We start from the raw sequence: 18,052 nt of genomic DNA on the forward strand, positions 1-18,052 counted from the left end.
TATCAGGCGGCGGCCGCCGCGTTCATCGCCGATTCAATGGCGACCGCGTCTATATCGTGAAGACCGATGACGACGAGCCGTGTCTGCCGCTCCTCGCCCGGATGCCAGCTGCGATCGAAATAATGCTCAATGCGCGAGCCTACCGCCTGGACAACGAGGCGCATCGGCTTGCCCGGAACATCGACGAAGCCCTTGAGGCGCAGAACGTCATGATCGGCGATCACGCGTTTCAGCTTCTCGACAAAAGACTTCGGCTCGGAAACCGGCCCGAGACCAACGACGAAGCTCTCGAATTCGTCATGGCTGTGTTCTTCGCCGGCTTCATGCTCCATCTCATGGTGCGATTTGCGGTTGGCAATGTCCTGCTCGGTGCCGACGCCAAGCCCAAGCAGCAGTTGGTTGCTGATCCTGCCGAAACTAGCGGGGATCATGTTGAGGGCACGCACCGAACGGCTTTGTACGTCGCCCTTCACCCCGTCGAGTTCATCGCCGCTGATGAGATCGGTCTTGTTGAGAATGATGATGTCCGCCGCGCGGATCTGGTCCTCGAAGAGTTCTTCGAGCGGGCTCTCATGGTCGAGCGATTCGTCCTGCGACCGCTGCGCGTCGACCTTGTCCTGATCGTCAGCGAAGCGACCTTCCGAAACTGCCGCGGCATCGATCACGGTCACGACGCCATCGACAGTCACCTGCGTCTTGATCTCAGGCCAGTTGAAGGCCGCCACCAGCGGCTGCGGCAGCGCAAGGCCCGAAGTTTCGATGACGATATGATCAGGACGATCAGGACGATCGAGCAGTTTCGTCATGGTCGGGATGAAATCATCAGCCACGGTGCAGCAGATGCAGCCATTGTTGAGTTCGATCACATCCTCGTCGCGACAAGCCTCAATACCGCAGCCCTTGAGCAACCCGCCATCGACACCGAGATCGCCGAATTCATTGATGATCAGCGCGATACGCTTGCCATCGGCATTCTCGAGCAGATTGCGGATCATCGTCGTCTTGCCCGAACCAAGGAAGCCGGTGATGACCGTTGCCGGAATCTTCTGACCCTGCATGTTGTTATCCCTTCATTTTGAGCGGCAGACCTGCTGCCACGAAATAGACTGTTGCCGCGGCGCCAGCCACGACTTGATGAAGACGACCGGCATGATCGCGAAAGTCGCGGGCCATGCGGTTCTCCGGAACGATGCCGAGGCCAACCTCGTTGGAGACGCAAACGACCGCACCTTTGAGATGCGGCAGAGATGCGGCAAGCCTTGCCGTTTCCGCCATCACATCGCGCTCGGCCATCATGAGGTTGGTGACCCAAAGTGTCAGGCAGTCGACAAGAACCGCTGTGCCCTCGGCCGCATGCACTTCCAGCGCGGAAACCAGATCGAGCGGTTCTTCGACCGTCGTCCACAAGCCGCCGCGCCGCGCCTTGTGCTGGTCGATGCGAGCAGACATCTCATCGTCCCACGCCCTGCCCGTCGCAAGATAGATTGCTTCCTTGCCGGATGACTCGATCAGTCCCTCGGCAAAGGAGGATTTGCCGGAGCGCGCGCCGCCGAGCACAAAAGTGACCCCGCGCTCCAGCACGGCCATCAGGCTTCAAGCTCCGAAGCCGCATAGCTCTGGATGGCAAAGCCGAGCGCAGTGCCGAGCACCACCCAGAAGAAGAGGTTGGTCGCGAGCGTCGATACCGCGAACTCGGATGCCAATGTCGGCGGCACGGCGGAAGTAAGATCGTCCGCTTCCGGAGCGCCATAGATATGCGGCGCAACAATCAGCACGAGGCCGAGTACCCTCGCCCAGATTTCCTCACGCAGAACGATGAAGTAGACGCCGCCCGCCGTCAGCAGCACCGTGATGAGCCACCAGGCTTGCCGGGTCGCGAGGTCGGCGGCGGGCATGGCCGGCAGTTCCGGGGCAAGACTGAACGATGGCGCGAGGTTGAAGATGAAGAACCCGGCGAGGCCCCAATAAATGCCGTTCTGCACGGTGATCTTGCGTCCAAGAAACAGGGCGGCCGCGCCAGTGATCAGGGCGAAACCCGCTCCGGCGACAAGATTGATCAGCAAGGTATTACCAAAGCGGCCGAACGGCAGGGCCGGGCTTACCTCTTCCTCTTCGTGAGTGTGCGGCGCCACGGCAGGTGCTGTCTCGCCGGCGGCGGCAGGCGCTGCGGCATGCTCGTGCTCGTGGCCGCCTGCGGCGTTCTCATATTCTTCCGCGTGCAGGATAAGTGGCACGCTGCGCACATACATGGCTGGCGTCAACAGAATACCAGCAAACAGACCGGCCACGATCGTAGCCAGAAGATATTTAACCAACATCGATATCTCTCCGAATTCCCATATCAAGACACCGGGCTGCCGAAACGACACCCGGACCAGATAAACCCTCAGTTTTCAATGCTTAAGCGGTGGCGGCAGAATCATTACATCCAGCCGGGCTCCAACCTCAGTGGCAGGGGAATCCGTAGGAATGGCGGGTATCGTGCGCCGTATCGTGCAGCGTTTCGGAATGGGAAAGTCCCACGCCATAAACGATGAACACGCCGAGCAGCATTGAAACCACCGCCGTCGTCAGACGCGATGCGAGCGGGAGAGATATCGTAGTCGAAGTACGTGCAGCCATAACAACCTCCGTGCAGGGCCAGAAGGGACATTCCCCTTCGGTCTTGGGCACCATTGCCCTATGACTGGCAGGTCTCCTGGCTCGCGGGTCGCAGGATCAATGCCGCCTTCCCGGTTTCCCAGTGGCTGCCCTCGGCTTGCGCCTCAGGCCTTGGCATGAATCCTCGCCGCTCTACAGTCGCGGGGTCGGCTGCGGTAGGGCCGCCCTGATGGGTACGGCCGTCGCATTCCCTTTTGATCCCATGGCCTTTGGCCGAACGGGAACCAATCATGGGTTGAACGTTATTCACCAAGCGCCGAGAATGTCAAACGAATACGCGACACGTTTTTTGCTTTACTAAAGTCAAGGAACCACTTCGAGATCGGTGTTCCTGTATTCGTCATCCGTCGCCAGGATTGGCACCCGATAATGTTTCGCACAGGCGTAGTGCAGGCAATCGCCAAGATTTAATCCGCGCCGGCCCTGCCGGTACAAATGCGCAGCAACGAGAGCGAGACGCGTGGCTTGTTTGGCTGGGGGCAGGTCAACCAGTTCGATGCCTCTAACCTCGAGAAACTCGGTGACCAGGCTTTCGACCTCGGAAACCGGAAGATTGAACTTGTCCGGACGCGACAGGGCGAGGACCGCTTCGAGCACCGCGACTGGCGACGTGAACCGCTTTGTCGCGCCAACCAGTGCATCCGAGATACGCGCGGCCTCTGCCTCATCAGCAAGTATCGCCACGAGCGCGCAAGCATCGACGTACACGATCAATCATCCCACATTGCGTCGAACGCCGATTTCGGCAACGGCCTTCGCGCTTTGTCATCGAGTTTGATTTTGTGGCGCGCGCGCAGACGCGCTGCGGTTTCTCGCGGCGTCTCCGCATTCATACGGTTTTCAATCGCTTCGCGCATGGCGATGACGATTGCCTCGGTAATGCTGACGTCCTCGATTTTCGCAAACCTGCGCGTCAGTTCGTCCGCCTCTTCATTGGTGACATTGATTGTCATTCCAGCCCTTGAACATGTAGATAAACCACCGAGGTTAATCTACATGATCTTGTCTACATACTCAACGTGCGATCAACGCATGGACATCGAGGACTTCAGCCAGTTGGTCGGCTATCGAATCGAGCGCGGCATCGACGCCCGCCCTGTAGTCGAAGGCATTTGCGTTGATTCCCAGCGAACGCAGCAATGCGGAGCGATAGGCATCGGTGCCGAACAGCCCGTGCATATAGGTCCCAAAGACCTTACCGTCGGCAGAAATCGCGCCATCCTCGACGCCGTTGATCATCGCCGTCGGGCGGCCGCAATCCGGGCCGGTCGTCTTGCCGAGATGGATTTCATAGCCGCTCAGCGGCACGCCGTACTGCAGCGAATGAGCCGCAACATTGCGAACGGTCTTTTCCGGCTCCATCACCGTTTCGATATCGAGATGGCCGAGACCCTCGATTTGCGTCACTGCACCTTCGATGCCCTCAGGGTCGCGCACCTTGCGTCCGAGCATCTGATAGCCACCGCATATGCCCATGATCGAGCCGCCGCGACGCCGGTGAAGGTCAAGGTCCTTGTCCCAGCCGTTTTCCCGGAAGCGTAGAAGATCGCCGATCGTCGATTTCGACCCAGGGATGATGACGAGACCGGCATCGGCGGGCAATTGCTCGCCGCTTCGAACAAACACGACATCGACATCCGCCTCGGCCATCAGCGGATCGAGGTCGTCGAAATTGGCAATGCGGTCAAGCACCGGCACAGCGACTTTCAGCGCGCGGCCGTTCCCCTTTACCAATCGCTCCAGCACGACGGAATCTTCTGCGGGAAGCCGGGAAGCATCCTTCAGCCATGGCACGACTCCAAATGAGGGCCAGCCCGTGAACCGGGTGATTGCCTTCAAGCCTTCGTCGAAGAGCGAGACGTCGCCGCGAAACTTGTTGATGATATAGCCGATGATCGCGGTGCGCTCCTCCGGCGGCAGGATCGCATGGGTGCCGACAATCGATGCGATGACGCCGCCGCGGTCGATATCGCCGACGAGAACGACCGGCACATTGGCGCGGGTTGCAAAGCCCATATTGGCGATATCGCCTGCCCGCAGATTGATTTCGGCGGGCGACCCCGCGCCCTCGACGATGACAAGATCGGCGCCATCACAAACGATGTCGAAGGACTGCATCACGGCATCGAGCAGTTGCCCCTTGAGCTTCTGGTAGTCCCTGCCCTTCGCCTGGCCCCAGACCTTGCCTTGCACGATGATCTGGCTGCCGGTTTCCGACTGCGGCTTCAGGAGCACGGGATTCATGTGGACGGAGGACGGCACACCACAGGCCAGCGCCTGCAACCATTGCGCCCGGCCTATCTCGCCGCCGTCATCGCTGACCGCCGCATTGTTCGACATGTTCTGCGGCTTGAACGGCCGGACGACTAGCCCGCGCTTGTGCGCAAGCCGGCACAGACCCGCCACCAGGACGGATTTCCCAACATCTGAACCTGTTCCCTGCAACATGATTGCGCGCGTCATGGGCTTTGAGTAGCGGATATGTCTTTCTCTTCCTAGTCCTGCCTTGGACGTTGCGCCCCGGGAAGCTTGGGATAGAGTGGCAGGCAATAAGAAATGCAGGGAGGGTGCCATGGACAGTAGCGTTGATTCGACCGCTGGCCAGTTCGAACTCAATGAGGATCAACTGGCGATCCAGGACATGGCGCGCGCCTTCGCCGCCGACCGCGTCGCGCCGAACGCGCTGGCGTGGGATCGCGACAAGCATTTCCCCGCCGATGTCATCCGCGAGACCGGACCGCTCGGCATGGGCGGCATCTACGTGCGCGAGGATGTCGGTGGTTCAGGCCTGAAACGGCTCGATGCCGTGCTGATCTTCGAGGCGCTCGCCGCCGCCTGTCCGGCGTTCTCGGCATTCATCTCCATCCACAACATGGGCGCGTGGATGATCGACACGTTCGGCAGCGAGGAGCAACGTCAACGCTTCGTGCCGCGCCTGACCTCGATGGAGTGGCTTGCGAGCTATTGCCTGACCGAGCCGAACTCCGGCTCCGATGCCGCCGCCCTGAAGACCCGCGCGCTGCGTGAGGGCGATCACTATATCCTCAACGGCGCCAAGCAGTTCATTTCGGGCGCCGGCGATTCCGACCTGTACGTGACGATGGTGCGCACCGGCGAGGATGGACCGAAAGGCATCTCTGCGCTGGTCGTGCCTAAAGATGCGCCTGGCCTTTCATTTGGCGCCAATGAATACAAGATGGGCTGGAACGCCCAATCCACCCGCCAGGTCATCTTCGAGAACTGCCGTATCCCAGTTGCCAACCGGCTCGGCGAGGAAGGTGACGGCTTCCGCATTGCCATGGGCGGGCTCGACGGCGGGCGGCTCAACATTGCGGCATGCTCGCTTGGCGGCGCGCAATCGGCCCTCGACAAGGCGCTGGTCTATGCGAGTGAGCGCAAGGCGTTCGGCAAGGCGATCAATCAGTTCCAGGCGCTTCAGTTCAAGCTTGCCGATATGGAGACAGAGCTTTCGGCTGCCCGCATGCTGCTCTACACGGCGGCATCGAAGCTTGACCGCAAAGCCCATGACGCTTCCAAATGGTCCGCCATGGCCAAGCGCTTCGTCACCGACAAGGGGTTCGATATCGCCAACGACGCTCTGCAGATCCATGGCGGCTATGGCTACCTGCACGACTATGGCGTGGAGAAACTGGTGCGTGACTTGCGGGTGCACCAGATCCTGGAAGGCACGAATGAAATCATGCGAATAATCATCGCGCGGCACATGACGGGCCGTTGAAATTTCAAATTGAGGGAGAAGTGCGATGACGACTGTCGCTTTTATCGGCCTTGGACATATGGGCAATCCGATGGCCGCCAATCTCGTCAAGGCGGGCCATAAGGTACTTGGGTTCGATCTCATGCCCGAAAATCTCGATACCGCGCGGGGCAACGGCGTAACGATTGCAGATAATGCCGAGGCCGCCGTCGCCGGAGCCGATGTCGTCATCACGATGCTCCCGGCCGGCAAGCACGTGCTTTCGGTCTACGAGGCGGTTGCCAAGGGAGGACGAAGCGGCGCGCTGTTCATCGATTCATCGACGATCGACGTCGACTCCGCCCGCAAGGCGCATGCAATCGCCGCGGAGAACGGACTGCTGTCCGTCGATGCACCGGTCTCAGGCGGCATTGGCGGCGCGGCGGCGGGCACCCTCACCTTCATGGTGGGCGGTTCCGATGAAGCCTTCGTTAAAGCCGAACCGATCCTGAAACCGATGGCCGGACGGATCGTTCATTGCGGCGAAGCGGGCAACGGCCAGGCGGCCAAGATCTGCAACAACATGATCCTCGGCATTTCGATGATCGGTGTCAGCGAAGCTTTCACGCTGGCCGAGAAGCTTGGGCTGTCACACAAGGCGCTGTTCGACGTTGCCTCCACATCTTCCGGCCAATGCTGGTCGCTGACGACCTATTGTCCGGTACCGGGACCGGTGCCGACCTCTCCGGCCAACAATGGCTATAAGCCGGGCTTTGCTGCCGCGCTCATGCTCAAGGACCTTAAATTGTCGCAGGAGGCGGCGACAAGTGTTGGTGCAGCGACGCCGCTCGGCGCCCATGCCGAGGCGCTTTATGCCGAGTTTGGGGCAGCGGGCAATGAAGGATCGGATTTCTCCGGCATTATCAATTATCTGCGCGCCGCCAAGCGCGAAGCCTGACCACAATCCTGGCGGAAAAGTCGCAAATTTAGATTTGCTTAAGCTCTCGATAACCTCGCGGTAACGATGTCCGGCTAAAACTTTACGGGCGAGCAGGGTCAAACCTGTTCCCCGCTCCGGATCAGGTACCGCGTACCGGAGCTGTAATTTTCTGCCCGCGTTGAGTTCGGCAGAACTGCCATGCGTAAATTGGCAAAAACCGCGCTGTTCCTCGTGAACGGGGCGGTTTTTTTGCATCCCTTCGAAATTCCGAGCAAAGAAAAACCGCCACCTAAAAGGCAGCGGTTCACATGCCGTCTCGTCGATCGATTAGCCGGCCGAACGGGTCCAGATGAAGGACAATGCCGAGCCGATACCGCTCTTCGCATTGCTGGACGGAGCGTTGCGCTTTTCGGTTGCATTCCACGAAATGTGCACGCGGTTATTGCGATTGAAAATGTAGAGCATTTTGGCGACCTCGAAAGGAAATGAGTTGTTGCCGCTCAAATGCGCTTTTTGCTCAAAGTTTGATCACGAAATTTCGCCATGGCATGTCGCATTTACAGCAGGAACCCTTGCATTTTTGCATGGTCACCATGCCGGAAGCGCATACCTCGCCCTTACAGAAAGGTAAGTTTTAAAAAATCACCGTCGAAAACCAAGCGTGACGCTAACGGAGAAGCTGTTCAGCTCCCGCGAACAAGTCGTTTGTAGTTTGCCTGCAACGTCTTTCTACCCGGCCGCAATGCCGCTGCGGCAGCCTTATTGGCGGCTTCGGAAACGAGGCTTGCGGGCGACCTGCCGCGCATGACGTCAAACCAGAACGTCGCTGCGGAGTTCATGAGAGAAATCTGCGCGGAAACGACTCCATCTACGGACGCCGCGACTTTTTCTGAAACGGCGCGGTGCGTTTCTGCGCCGCCACCCTTCTCGCTCATCGCCTCCAGCATCATCATCGGCACGCGCATGGCAATTACCATCGATGCCAATTGCAGGTCACGGGTTTGGCGTCCGGTCTTGAGCGCAGATTTTATCGGGAGTTCCTTTTCTTTGGCAGGCCCATTGCAAACCTTCGGCGGGCAAAATGGTTTCATGCCGTGCGGAAAATATCGGTAGGGGTCGGATCGAGGCAGTCAAATCCGCCGATCGTGCAGGCAGATCGTCTAAAGCGTTGATCTTTCGTTTAAACCCTTGTTACGATACCTGATGGAGCCATGTGCCGTTTGGTGTCGCGTCCTTTATCCCGGCGTCGCTATATCGACAGGGCTTGTCGCGATACACCGCATTAATTCGATGATTCCATTGCATTCTGACGGGATAAGAATGCCAAATGGCACATAAGCGAACGACTAGGTAAGGCAGTACCAAGTTAGAATTCGTTACCGGGTGAACTGTCAAAGAGTGGGAGATAAAGAACATGAAGAAGCTGCTTGCTTCAACTTTTCTGATTGCCGCTGGGTTTTTCGGCTACTCCGCGTCGGCTTCGGCTGCGGAATGCGGCACCGTTACTATTGCCAACATGAACTGGCAATCGGCCGAGGCACTTGCCAATCTCGATAAGATCATCCTGAGCGAAGGCTATGGATGCGACGCCGAGCTCGTAGCCGGCGATACTGTCCCAACCTTCACATCCATGATCGAAAAGGGTCAACCGGACATCGCCCCCGAGGGCTGGCTCAATGCCGTCCGCGAGCCGCTTGAAAAGGCGGTCAAGGAAAACAAGCTCGTCTACGCTGCACCGGCGATCACCGAAGGCGGCACGGAAAGCTGGTGGATCCCCAAATATTTCGCGGATGCCCACCCCGATATCAAGACCATTGCCGATGCCATGAAGCATCCAGAACTGTTCCCTGCTCCGGAAGATCCGAAGAAGGGCGCCGTCTTCAACTGCCCGTCGGGCTGGGCTTGCCAGATCACGACGACGAACTTCTACAAGGCTTTTGAGGGCGACAAGCACGGCTTCACCCTTGTCGATACGGGTTCGGCTGCGGGCCTCGATGGCTCGATCGCCAAGGCCTATGAGCGCAAGGAACCCTGGCTCGGCTATTATTGGGGTCCGACTGCCATTCTCGGCAAGTATCCGATGGTCAAGCTCGACAATGGCGTGGCGTGGGATGAAAAGGAATGGAACCGCTGCAACGCCATCGCCGATTGCCCGGATCCAAAGCCGAATGGCTGGCCAAAGGCTGATATCTATACCATCGTCACCAAGAAGTTTGCCGATAGCGCCGGCGATGCCTTCGAATATCTGAAGAAGCGCCAGATCTCGACCGAGGAAGCCAACAAGCTTCTTGCATGGATGGTCGACAATCAGGCGACAGGCGAAGATGGCGCCAAGTACTATCTGAAAAACAACGAGGCGACCTGGTCCAAGTGGGTCTCTCCGGAAGCCGCCGAGAAGATCAAGGCTGCCGTACAATAATAATGTTTTGCGGCAGGGCACCGGTCCTGCCGCAATCCATTACCTCGCTGGAACAGGCTGAACGTATAATCGTCCAGCGCTTCGGTCATTAGAGAGAACGAGCCTCGATGGCCCAATGAAGGGGATACCAACATGGATTGGTTCTATTCATTCCCGAACATGAATGATGACACGCTGCGCAACCTCAAGAAGGCCATGGATGAAGGCTTCAAGGCCTTCACCCGCGAATATGGCGACATCATCGAATCGTTCTTTCAGCCGCTGCAGTATTTCCTCATTGAAGCCGAGCGCTTCATGACGACGACGCCGTGGCCGATCATGCTGCTGTTGATCGGAGGCATCGCCTGGATCGCCAGCCGTAACTGGAAGATCGTTGCCGGCACCATCATCACGCTCCTCCTCATCGGCTATTTCGACATGTGGAGCGATGCGATGAAGACCATCGCCATGATCTTCGTCGGCACCGTCGTTTCGATCTTCGTCGGCATTCCGATCGGCATCATCATGGCCCGGTCGGACAGCTTCCAGCGCGTGGTCAATCCCATTCTCGACGTGATGCAGACGATGCCGAGCTTCGTCTACCTTATCCCCGTCGTCATGCTTCTCGGCATCGGCAAGGTCCCCGGCCTCATAGCGGTGGTGATCTACGCCATCCCGCCAATGATCCGCCTCACCAATCTCGGTATCCGGCTCGTCGACAAGGACGTCCTCGAAGCCGCGGATGCGTTCGGTTCGTCAAGTTGGCAACGCCTCAAGAACGTGCAGATCCCCCTTGCCCTCCCGACAATCATGGCCGGTATCAACCAGACCATCATGATGGCTCTGGCGATGGTTGTCATCGCTTCGATGATCGGCGTCCAGGGCCTTGGTCAGCCGGTGCTGCGCTCAGTCAACGGGCAGTTCTTCTCACTCGGGCTTTTCAACGGTCTTGCCATTGTCGGCATCGCCATCATTTTCGACCGCGTTAGTCAGGCCTATGGCAAGCGTCTTCAGAAGCATCAGGAGGTGGTCCATGGCTGATCGTTCGGTCCAGGGTGCAGGCATCAAGATCAAGAATCTCTACAAGATTTTTGGCCAGAGACCCGTCAGTTACGTCGAAGCCGTCAAGAAGGGCATGTCCAAGACCGAGCTTAACGAACAGCATGGGCACGTACTCGGCCTCAGGGACATCAACATCGACATGCCGGCGGGCTGCATACAGGTTGTCATGGGGCTTTCAGGGTCCGGTAAATCGACCCTTATCCGCCACATCAACCGCCTTATCGATCCGACTTCCGGCGAGGTGATCATCGACGGCGCCGATGTCTGCAAGATGAACCAGAACGATCTGCGCGAATTTCGTCGCCACAAGACCGCGATGGTGTTCCAGAAGTTCGCGCTGCTTCCCCACCGCACCGTCCTCGACAACACGGTCTACGGCCTCGAGATCCAGGGGCTTCCCCGCGACAAGCAGGAAGCACAGGCGCGTCGCTGGATCGAGCGTGTCGGCCTCAAGGGATTTGAGGGCCACTACCCCAACCAGTTGTCGGGCGGCATGCAGCAGCGTGTTGGTCTTGCCCGTGCGCTGACCAACGACGCACCGATCCTCCTGATGGACGAAGCCTTCTCGGCGCTCGATCCGCTCATTCGCATGGACATGCAGTCGGTGCTTCTCGACCTCCAGAAGGAAATCCGCAAGACGATCGTCTTCATCACTCACGATCTCGATGAGGCGCTACGCCTCGGCGATCGCATCGCCATCCTGCGCGACGGCGAGGTAGTGCAGCAGGGCACCGGCCAGGACATCGTGTTGCAGCCCGCGGACGAATACATTTCCAACTTCGTCAAGGAAGTGAATCGCGGCCGCGTCATCATGGTCGATACGATCGCAACGCCAGCGGGCGCTCCGGCCACGAGTGGCGGCGTCACCGTGCGCACCGGCACGATCCTCGAGGAAGCCGCCAAGACGATGACCGACGCCAACCAGCAATATGCGACGATCATCGATGACAATGGCAAGCCGACCGGCGTCATCAGCATGAACAATCTGATCCAGGCGATGGTTACGCCAATCAGCCACCTGACGTCGAAGGCGGCTGCGGAGTAGGCATACTGTAGTTCCTATATGTGGGGTCGTTTCACCCCCCTTTGCCCGGCAGGACAGAGGGGGTGTGGACGAACTCCAAGAACCGCCCTTGATTGGCCCAACTCTGGCCCCAGCGACCCACCCCACACCATGTCGCTTCCTTTGCGCTCAGCGTCGCTCACGCCGCGCACGCACAATGCCGCTCTGGCGATAGTGGCAACAGCGCACGCAAGACGTGCAAGCGAAGGGCATGGGCAATGAGCGAACCGGCAATCGAGATCGAAACCAACACGTCAGCGCGGGATCACGGACGACGGGGCGGACGAGCGCGGCCGCGCAGCACCGAAAGCGGAGCCTTCGACCAGCCGCCGTTTCGCCAGCTGAAAATTCCGTTCACCCCGACCAAGATCGTCTCGGACGACGAACTCGAATCGATCCACGACGCTTCGCTGCGGGTCCTGCAGGAAATCGGCGTCGAGGTTCTGCATGACGGCGCGCGCGAAATCATGAAGAGCGCCGGCGCTGACGTTCGCCCCGGCTCGATGCGGGTTCGCTTCGACAAGGACATGATTCTCGAATATGTCGGCCATGCGCCATCCGAATTTACGCTGCATGCCCGCAACCCGGCCCACAATGTCCGCTTCGGCGGCAATAATCTCATCTTCGCGCAGATGGGTTCGGCGCCGAACTGCTCGGATACCGACAATGGCCGGCGCTCCGGCAACCAGGCCGACTTCCGTAGTTTCATCAAGCTCGCCCAGATGCACAATATCATCAACACGACCGGCGGCTATCCGGTCGAACCGATCGATATTCACCCGTCCGTGCGGCATCTCGAATGCATCCGCGACCTTGCGACGCTCAGCGACAAGGCGTTCCACATCTATTCGCTCGGCAAGGAGCGCAATCAGGACGGCATCGAGATCGCCCGCCTCGCGCGCGGCGTCAGCCACGAACAGCTTCTGCAGGAGCCTTCCTGCTATACGATCATCAATACCAATTCGCCGCTCAAGCTCGACATACCGATGATGGAAGGCATCATCCAGATGTCGGGCAATGGCCAGATCGTCATCGTAACGCCCTTTACCCTCGCCGGCGCCATGGCTCCGGTGACGATTGCCGGTGCCCTCGTGCAGCAGAACGCGGAAGCGCTTGCCGGCATTTCGTTCACGCAGATGGTCAGGAAAGGCGCGCCCGTCGGCTATGGCGGCTTTACGTCCAATGTCGACATGAAGTCCGGCGCGCCGGCCTTCGGCACGCCCGAATATATGAAGGCGCAATTGGTCGGCGGCCAGCTTGCCCGCCGCTACGGTATTCCCTATCGCACCTCCAATGTCTGCGCCGCCAATACCGTGGACGCGCAAGCCGCCTACGAATCTGTCTTCTCCCTCTGGGGCGCCATCCAGGGCGGTGGCAACTTCATGCTGCATTCCGCCGGCTGGCTCGAAGGCGGCCTTAGCTGCTCCTATGAGAAGATGATCCTCGATTTCGACCTCCTGCAGATGGTGGCCGAGTTCTTGACGCCGCTCGATCTTTCCGAAGACGCGCTCGGCATCGATGCCATGCGCGACGTCGGCCCTGGCGGCCATTTCTTCGGCACCGCCCATACACAGTCGCGCTACAAGACCGCCTTCTACGCACCGATCATCTCCGACTGGCGCAATTATGAAACCTGGCAGGAGGCTGGCTCGCCGATTGCGATCGAGAAGGCCAACCGCATCTGGAAGGAGCGCCTTGCAACCTACCAGAAGCCGGAAATCGACCCTGCCGTCGAAGAGGCCATCAACGCCTTCGTGGCCCGCCGCAAATCAGAAGGCGGCGCCCCAACGGATTTCTGATCGCTTGAATCGAAGTCTCAACGCATTGAATCACTTTTCCACATACGAGGCATAAGAGTATGAAATCGCACGTTAAAGCAGTTGTCATCGGCGGTGGCGTCGTTGGGTGTTCGGTGCTTTACCACCTTGCGCGCGCCGGCTGGACCGATGTGATGCTGATCGAACGCTCGGAACTGACGTCCGGCTCCTCCTGGCACGCCGCCGGCGGTTTCCATACGCTCAACGGCGATCCCAACGTCGCCAAGCTTCAGGCCTATACGGTCAGTCTCTACAAGGAAATCGAGGAGCTTTCCGGACAGTCCTGCGGCCTGCATTTGACGGGCGGCGTCATGATGGCGGATTCGCCGGAGCGCATGGATTTCTTGCGGCTCGCCCACGCGCGCGGCCGCTATCTCGGCATGGATACGGAGCTGATCACGCCATCGGAAGCCAAGGCCATGTTCCCTCTGATGGACGAGACGAATTTCGTCGGCGCCATGTGGGACCCGGTCGAGGGCCATCTCGACCCTTCCGGTACAACCCATGCCTATGCCAAGGCCGCGCGCAAGCTCGGTGCTGAAATCACCCTGCGCAACCGCGTCGTCGAACTTACGCAGGATAGCGACGGCACGTGGAACGTCGTCACCGAACAGGGCACCGTGAAGGCGGAGCACGTCGTCAACTGCGGTGGTCTCTGGGCCCGCGAAGTCGGGCGCATGGTCGGGCTGGAACTGCCGGTCCTTGCCATGGAGCACATGTACCTTCTCACCGAAGACGTTCCGGAGGTTATGGAATTCAATAAATCCACGGGCCGCGAACTCATCGGCGTCATGGATTTCAAGGGCGAGATCTATACCCGTCAGGAGCGGAACGGCATCTTGCTCGGCACCTATGAGAAGGCAGCAAAGCCTTGGTCTCCGGTCAACACGCCATGGGATTTCGGCCATGAGCTTCTGGCGCCCGATCTCGACCGCATCGCCCCTTCCCTCGAAGTCGGCTTCAAGCATTTCCCCGGTATCGAGAAGGCAGGTATCAAGCAGATCATCAACGGCCCCTTCACCTTTGCGCCGGATGGCAATCCTCTGGTCGGCCCAGTACCCGGCCTTACCAATTACTGGACGGCATGCGCCGTCATGGCCGGCTTCAGCCAGGGCGGCGGCGTCGGGCTCGCGCTCTCCAACTGGATGGTTCATGGCGAACCAGGCTTCGACGTCTGGGGCATGGACGTGGCGCGTTTCGGCGAATGGGCGACGCTGCGCTACACCAACGCCAAGGTGCGCGAGAACTATTCGCGGCGCTTCTCGATCCGTTTCCCCAACGAGGAACTGCCCGCAGCACGGCCGCAGCAAACCACGCCGCTCTACGACACGATGCTGGCGCAGAATGCCATCATGGGCGATTCCTGGGGCCTTGAAACCCCGCTCTGGTTCGCGCCTAAGGGCACTGAAGCACGCGACATCGTCTCCTATCATCGCTCCAACGATTTCGAGCATATCGGTAACGAGGTAAGGGCGACACGCGCCGGCGTCGGCGTCACCGAGATTGCCAACTTTGCCAAGTATGAAGTAACCGGCAGCGGCGCCGAAGCATTCCTGTCGCGCCTGATGACGAATACGATGCCGAAAGTTGGACGGCTCGTCCTGACGCCCATGCTCAACGAAGAGGGCAAGCTCATCGGCGACTTCACCATCGCCAAGGCGGCCGATGACCGCTTCCTGATCTGGGGTTCGTCTGCCGCCCAGCGCTATCACATGCGCTGGTTCCAGAAGCAGCAGCCGAAGGATGGCTCAGTGCATATCCATCGCTTCGACCAGACACTCGTCGGTCTTGCGATTGCCGGGCCGAAGTCGCGCGACCTCCTTGCCAAACTCGTCGATGAAGACGTGTCGAATGCCGCCTTCCGGTTCATGGATTTCCGCGAAATGGCCGTTGGCGGCGCGCCGTGCAAGGTCAACCGCATTTCCTATACGGGTGACCTAGGCTACGAAATCTGGATGGAACCCGCCTATCAGCGCCTCGTCTACAAGGCGATCAAGGACGAGGGCGCGGCGTTCGGCATTGTCGATTTCGGCATGCGCGCCCTGCTCTCCATGCGGCTCGAAAAGAACTTCCCCACGTGGTTCCGCGAGCTTCGCCCCATCTATGGCGGTTATGAGGGATCGATGGATCGCTTCATCAAGCTGTCGAAGAACGAATTCATCGGCCGCGAACATGCCGCCAGGGAAAAGGCTGAGTTTGACGCCGGCACCAGCACGAAGCTACGCCGGGTTTCCTTCCTCATTGATGTTCCGCACGGCGAAGGCGCCGCCGACGTGATGGGCGACGAGCCGATCTGGGCCAAGGTCTCCAAGGATTACGGTACGGTCCAGGCGGGCCATGGCGTCGGCGCTCCCCGCTTCGACGCGTCCGGTGCTGTCGTCTCGGATGCCAGTGACAAGGGCGCCGTGCAGGGTGACTGGCGCGTTGTCGGCTGGGTCACGTCCGGTGGCTACGCCCATTTCGTCCAGCATTCGATGGCGCAGGGTTACGTGCCGGCGGAACTCGCATCAAACGAATCCAATGGCCTGTTCGAGGTAGAGATTCTCGGTGTTCGGCGCCCCGCCCGCATTAATCTCGAGCCACCGTTCGATCCCTCAGGCGAAAAGATGCGCGGGTAGCGGAAGTGCGGAAATAAACGGCAGGCCCTTGCGCCTGCCGGTCCAGCCGACAACGGCAAGTGTGGCTGCTGCCGCGTCGAAGCGCTGGCTTCTTGCCCAGGATTTGCAGTCGATGGCGGCTATGTCCGCCTTGCCGGACGCCACAGCAGCCACCGAGGCGCGGTGTCCGCCGGTCTGGAGTTCGCCGCCAAATATCGCAAGTGATTCACCGGACGCCACCAGGTCGCGTTGCAGCGCCAGGTAGCCCGACATCGAATCGTGGCTGTTGAAGGCGAAGCGTTTGCCGCGAAGCAGTTCCAGCGGCAGTAGGGGCTTGCCATCTTCCGGGGCAGCGACTGCCGCCCGCCCCTCGGCGCGCCGCATGACGAGCGCACTCGAGTAAAGCGCGCCGTCCCCGCCCTCAATGCCCGAATAGTCATCCTGACCTGCAAGATGAACATGGGATTGGATCCCGAGTTCCATCGGCCCCCAGCATGTTTGTGTAATCAGCAATGCCGGGTGGAGCCACAAGGTCGGCAGGTCGAGTTCGTCGGGAGGCAGCGTAGCTGGGTCAGGCGCAATCAAATTGCCTGACCGGTCTCTAATTCCGCCTGGAACCGCCGGAAGGTCGCCATTGCGGGAAACGAGCTTTTCCGGCGCGTCATATCCATTTTCAAGCAGCACGCCGCGCATTCTTTGCCATTGCGCATGAAGCTCCGATTGCATCTCCGGCCAGTCATACATCGGCAAGGCCGCAATCAACGTCATGCGCAGCTACTCTTTGGGAGGCTCGGCTGGAATGGGAACGGTCGAACCGCCCTGCAAGCTGATGCCATGTGCCCGAGGCCGGAAAGCGCGGCCGGGAGCCGGTTCGCGGCGCAGCACCGGGTGAACAACATCCTGCTTCTGTCTGAATGCATAGGCACGTAAGATCTCGAAGTAATTGCGGAAGACATAGCCGCCATTCATCCTCAGCCATTCATCACGCTGTTCGCTGTAGAGCCCCGGCAAATCGTACCAAGGTACAGTCGGACGCTTATGATGGACGAAGTGAAGATTGTTGTTAAGGAAGATCAATGCCAAGGGCGATTTTTCGACGATAACCGTCCGCCCGTCCGGGCGTTCCGACCACTGATGTTCGCAGTAGCTGCGGATCGAGATGATCGCCAGGCCCAGATAGACCGACGTCAACGCGTAGAGCCAAACGGGAATTCCGAAGACAAACCATACGATCGCGAGCATCGGCACAAGGCCAAGGCCATGTAGCACCCATGCCGTCTGCGTTTTCTTGTCGCCGCCCCTTATGAGCTTGATCTCGGTGATGACGAAACCGACAACCATGAGAAACGGGCCGATGACAACGCGGCCGACCAGCGAATTGTTGAAATTGAGCAATGCTTTGACAAAGCCCGGCAGTTTTTCCCAGTCACCGAGCGCACGGTAATAGCTTTCGGGATCATCGTAGGGATCGGTCAAGCGCTCGTCCGCATGGTGCTTGAGATGCAGATGCTTGTAGCGGCGATAGGGAAAGACAAGGCCGAGCGGCAGCGAAACGAGGAGTTCATTGATCATGCCACTGCGCGTCGGATGACCATGAAGGGCTTCATGCTGCAAGGAAGAATGGAACGCGACGGCAAGCCCCATGAGCGCCAGCGCGACGATTGGCAGGCTCGGATAGAGATAATATCCCCCTATGAACCACATTCCATAGCATGCTGTGAGAAGCGCAATGGTTGGCCACTCAATGCCGGGGTGTTTTCGCGGGTGTTGAGATCGGGAGGCGGGTATTTCGGTATGTCTTTCTGATTCCATGATTT

18 protein-coding genes and 1 riboswitch are annotated in these 18,052 nt (G+C 59.3%); of the genes, 8 read left to right on the forward strand and 10 right to left on the reverse strand.

The window, feature by feature from the left end; translation table 11 throughout:
• Window positions 1-2: 2 nt before the first annotated feature.
• The 7 genes from cobW to AC1DNI_RS08625 form a co-directional block, all read right to left on the reverse strand.
• A complete protein-coding gene (gene cobW, locus AC1DNI_RS08595) occupies window positions 3-1,058 on the reverse strand; it encodes a cobalamin biosynthesis protein CobW (RefSeq protein ID WP_477691586.1) in 1,056 nt (351 codons plus the stop codon).
• 4 nt (window positions 1,059-1,062) lie between these two features.
• On the reverse strand, window positions 1,063-1,587 hold the full coding sequence (gene cobU, locus AC1DNI_RS08600; protein WP_477691587.1) for a bifunctional adenosylcobinamide kinase/adenosylcobinamide-phosphate guanylyltransferase: 525 nt from the start codon (window positions 1,585-1,587) through the stop codon (window positions 1,063-1,065).
• A complete protein-coding gene (locus AC1DNI_RS08605) occupies window positions 1,587-2,318 on the reverse strand; it encodes a CbtA family protein (RefSeq protein ID WP_091922138.1) in 732 nt (243 codons plus the stop codon). The genes cobU and AC1DNI_RS08605 overlap by 1 nt, the downstream gene beginning before the upstream one ends.
• A gap of 127 nt (window positions 2,319-2,445) precedes the next feature.
• Window positions 2,446-2,622: a CbtB domain-containing protein gene (locus tag AC1DNI_RS08610; RefSeq protein ID WP_027231779.1), complete on the reverse strand. Its 177-nt coding sequence runs from the start codon at window positions 2,620-2,622 to the stop codon at window positions 2,446-2,448.
• A gap of 49 nt (window positions 2,623-2,671) precedes the next feature.
• A riboswitch (cobalamin riboswitch) is annotated at window positions 2,672-2,905 on the reverse strand.
• Between the two features lie 59 nt (window positions 2,906-2,964).
• Window positions 2,965-3,369 carry a type II toxin-antitoxin system VapC family toxin gene (locus AC1DNI_RS08615; protein WP_477691588.1) on the reverse strand — a complete coding sequence of 135 codons (405 nt, stop codon included), beginning with the start codon at window positions 3,367-3,369 and terminating at the stop codon, window positions 2,965-2,967.
• Window positions 3,370-3,371: 2 nt separating this feature from the next.
• On the reverse strand, window positions 3,372-3,614 hold the full coding sequence (locus AC1DNI_RS08620) for a type II toxin-antitoxin system VapB family antitoxin (RefSeq protein WP_477691589.1): 243 nt from the start codon (window positions 3,612-3,614) through the stop codon (window positions 3,372-3,374).
• Window positions 3,615-3,675: 61 nt separating this feature from the next.
• The gene (locus AC1DNI_RS08625; RefSeq protein WP_477691590.1) at window positions 3,676-5,124 is read right to left on the reverse strand and encodes a cobyric acid synthase; all 1,449 of its coding nucleotides are present in this window, start codon (window positions 5,122-5,124) and stop codon (window positions 3,676-3,678) included.
• Window positions 5,125-5,233: 109 nt separating this feature from the next.
• On the opposite strand from AC1DNI_RS08625, the gene AC1DNI_RS08630 reads away from it, so the two are divergent.
• The 3 genes from AC1DNI_RS08630 to AC1DNI_RS08640 all read left to right on the forward strand — a co-directional run bounded on the left by AC1DNI_RS08630 (window position 5,234) and on the right by AC1DNI_RS08640 (window position 7,787).
• Window positions 5,234-6,400, forward strand: coding sequence for an isobutyryl-CoA dehydrogenase (locus AC1DNI_RS08630; RefSeq protein ID WP_477691591.1), 1,167 nt, complete (start codon window positions 5,234-5,236; stop codon window positions 6,398-6,400).
• A gap of 25 nt (window positions 6,401-6,425) precedes the next feature.
• A complete protein-coding gene (gene mmsB / locus AC1DNI_RS08635) occupies window positions 6,426-7,316 on the forward strand; it encodes a 3-hydroxyisobutyrate dehydrogenase (protein WP_477691592.1) in 891 nt (296 codons plus the stop codon).
• Between the two features lie 180 nt (window positions 7,317-7,496).
• The gene (locus tag AC1DNI_RS08640) at window positions 7,497-7,787 is read left to right on the forward strand and encodes a hypothetical protein (RefSeq protein ID WP_477691593.1); all 291 of its coding nucleotides are present in this window, start codon (window positions 7,497-7,499) and stop codon (window positions 7,785-7,787) included.
• Window positions 7,788-7,981: 194 nt separating this feature from the next.
• On the opposite strand, the gene AC1DNI_RS08645 is transcribed toward AC1DNI_RS08640, so the two are convergent.
• Complete coding sequence (locus tag AC1DNI_RS08645; RefSeq protein WP_477691594.1) at window positions 7,982-8,284, reverse strand: hypothetical protein; 303 nt, start codon at window positions 8,282-8,284, stop codon at window positions 7,982-7,984.
• A 428-nt stretch (window positions 8,285-8,712) separates the two neighbouring features.
• Between AC1DNI_RS08645 and AC1DNI_RS08650 the strand changes: the two genes are divergently transcribed.
• The 5 genes from AC1DNI_RS08650 to AC1DNI_RS08670 all read left to right on the forward strand — a co-directional run bounded on the left by AC1DNI_RS08650 (window position 8,713) and on the right by AC1DNI_RS08670 (window position 16,256).
• The gene (locus AC1DNI_RS08650) at window positions 8,713-9,717 is read left to right on the forward strand and encodes an ABC transporter substrate-binding protein (RefSeq protein ID WP_027231784.1); all 1,005 of its coding nucleotides are present in this window, start codon (window positions 8,713-8,715) and stop codon (window positions 9,715-9,717) included.
• Window positions 9,718-9,849: 132 nt separating this feature from the next.
• Window positions 9,850-10,737, forward strand: coding sequence for an ABC transporter permease (locus AC1DNI_RS08655; protein ID WP_027231785.1), 888 nt, complete (start codon window positions 9,850-9,852; stop codon window positions 10,735-10,737).
• Window positions 10,730-11,803, forward strand: coding sequence for a quaternary amine ABC transporter ATP-binding protein (locus tag AC1DNI_RS08660; protein WP_091922145.1), 1,074 nt, complete (start codon window positions 10,730-10,732; stop codon window positions 11,801-11,803). The genes AC1DNI_RS08655 and AC1DNI_RS08660 overlap by 8 nt, the downstream gene beginning before the upstream one ends.
• Window positions 11,804-12,039: 236 nt before the next feature.
• Window positions 12,040-13,620, forward strand: coding sequence for a trimethylamine methyltransferase family protein (locus tag AC1DNI_RS08665; RefSeq protein ID WP_477691595.1), 1,581 nt, complete (start codon window positions 12,040-12,042; stop codon window positions 13,618-13,620).
• A 59-nt stretch (window positions 13,621-13,679) separates the two neighbouring features.
• Window positions 13,680-16,256, forward strand: a complete 2,577-nt coding sequence (locus AC1DNI_RS08670; protein ID WP_477691596.1) for a GcvT family protein — start codon at window positions 13,680-13,682, stop codon at window positions 16,254-16,256.
• Here AC1DNI_RS08670 and AC1DNI_RS08675 read toward each other — a convergent pair.
• A complete protein-coding gene (locus tag AC1DNI_RS08675) occupies window positions 16,233-17,003 on the reverse strand; it encodes a phosphate/phosphite/phosphonate ABC transporter substrate-binding protein (RefSeq protein WP_477691597.1) in 771 nt (256 codons plus the stop codon). The two genes, AC1DNI_RS08670 and AC1DNI_RS08675, sit on opposite strands and share 24 nt — an antisense overlap.
• 6 nt (window positions 17,004-17,009) lie before the next feature.
• A complete protein-coding gene (locus AC1DNI_RS08680) occupies window positions 17,010-17,939 on the reverse strand; it encodes a fatty acid desaturase (RefSeq protein ID WP_477691598.1) in 930 nt (309 codons plus the stop codon).
• Window positions 17,940-18,052 lie beyond the last annotated feature (113 nt).

The organism is Phyllobacterium sp. 01N428, from assembly GCF_056399405.1.

Bases quoted from the DNA above. Each gene is read 5' to 3' on its own strand.
- cobW (WP_477691586.1), bottom strand. From the start codon at position 1,058: ATGCAGGGTCAGAAGATTCCGGCAACGGTCATCACCGGCTTCCTTGGT.
- cobU (WP_477691587.1), bottom strand. From the start codon at position 1,587: ATGGCCGTGCTGGAGCGCGGGGTCACTTTTGTGCTCGGCGGCGCGCGC.
- AC1DNI_RS08605 (WP_091922138.1), bottom strand. From the start codon at position 2,318: ATGTTGGTTAAATATCTTCTGGCTACGATCGTGGCCGGTCTGTTTGCT.
- AC1DNI_RS08610 (WP_027231779.1), bottom strand. From the start codon at position 2,622: ATGGCTGCACGTACTTCGACTACGATATCTCTCCCGCTCGCATCGCGT.
- AC1DNI_RS08620 (WP_477691589.1), bottom strand. From the start codon at position 3,614: ATGACAATCAATGTCACCAATGAAGAGGCGGACGAACTGACGCGCAGG.
- AC1DNI_RS08625 (WP_477691590.1), bottom strand. From the start codon at position 5,124: ATGACGCGCGCAATCATGTTGCAGGGAACAGGTTCAGATGTTGGGAAA.
- AC1DNI_RS08630 (WP_477691591.1), top strand. From the start codon at position 5,234: ATGGACAGTAGCGTTGATTCGACCGCTGGCCAGTTCGAACTCAATGAG.
- mmsB (WP_477691592.1), top strand. From the start codon at position 6,426: ATGACGACTGTCGCTTTTATCGGCCTTGGACATATGGGCAATCCGATG.
- AC1DNI_RS08640 (WP_477691593.1), top strand. From the start codon at position 7,497: ATGCGTAAATTGGCAAAAACCGCGCTGTTCCTCGTGAACGGGGCGGTT.
- AC1DNI_RS08650 (WP_027231784.1), top strand. From the start codon at position 8,713: ATGAAGAAGCTGCTTGCTTCAACTTTTCTGATTGCCGCTGGGTTTTTC.
- AC1DNI_RS08655 (WP_027231785.1), top strand. From the start codon at position 9,850: ATGGATTGGTTCTATTCATTCCCGAACATGAATGATGACACGCTGCGC.
- AC1DNI_RS08660 (WP_091922145.1), top strand. From the start codon at position 10,730: ATGGCTGATCGTTCGGTCCAGGGTGCAGGCATCAAGATCAAGAATCTC.
- AC1DNI_RS08665 (WP_477691595.1), top strand. From the start codon at position 12,040: ATGAGCGAACCGGCAATCGAGATCGAAACCAACACGTCAGCGCGGGAT.
- AC1DNI_RS08670 (WP_477691596.1), top strand. From the start codon at position 13,680: ATGAAATCGCACGTTAAAGCAGTTGTCATCGGCGGTGGCGTCGTTGGG.
- AC1DNI_RS08675 (WP_477691597.1), bottom strand. From the start codon at position 17,003: ATGACGTTGATTGCGGCCTTGCCGATGTATGACTGGCCGGAGATGCAA.
- AC1DNI_RS08680 (WP_477691598.1), bottom strand. From the start codon at position 17,939: ATGTGGTTCATAGGGGGATATTATCTCTATCCGAGCCTGCCAATCGTC.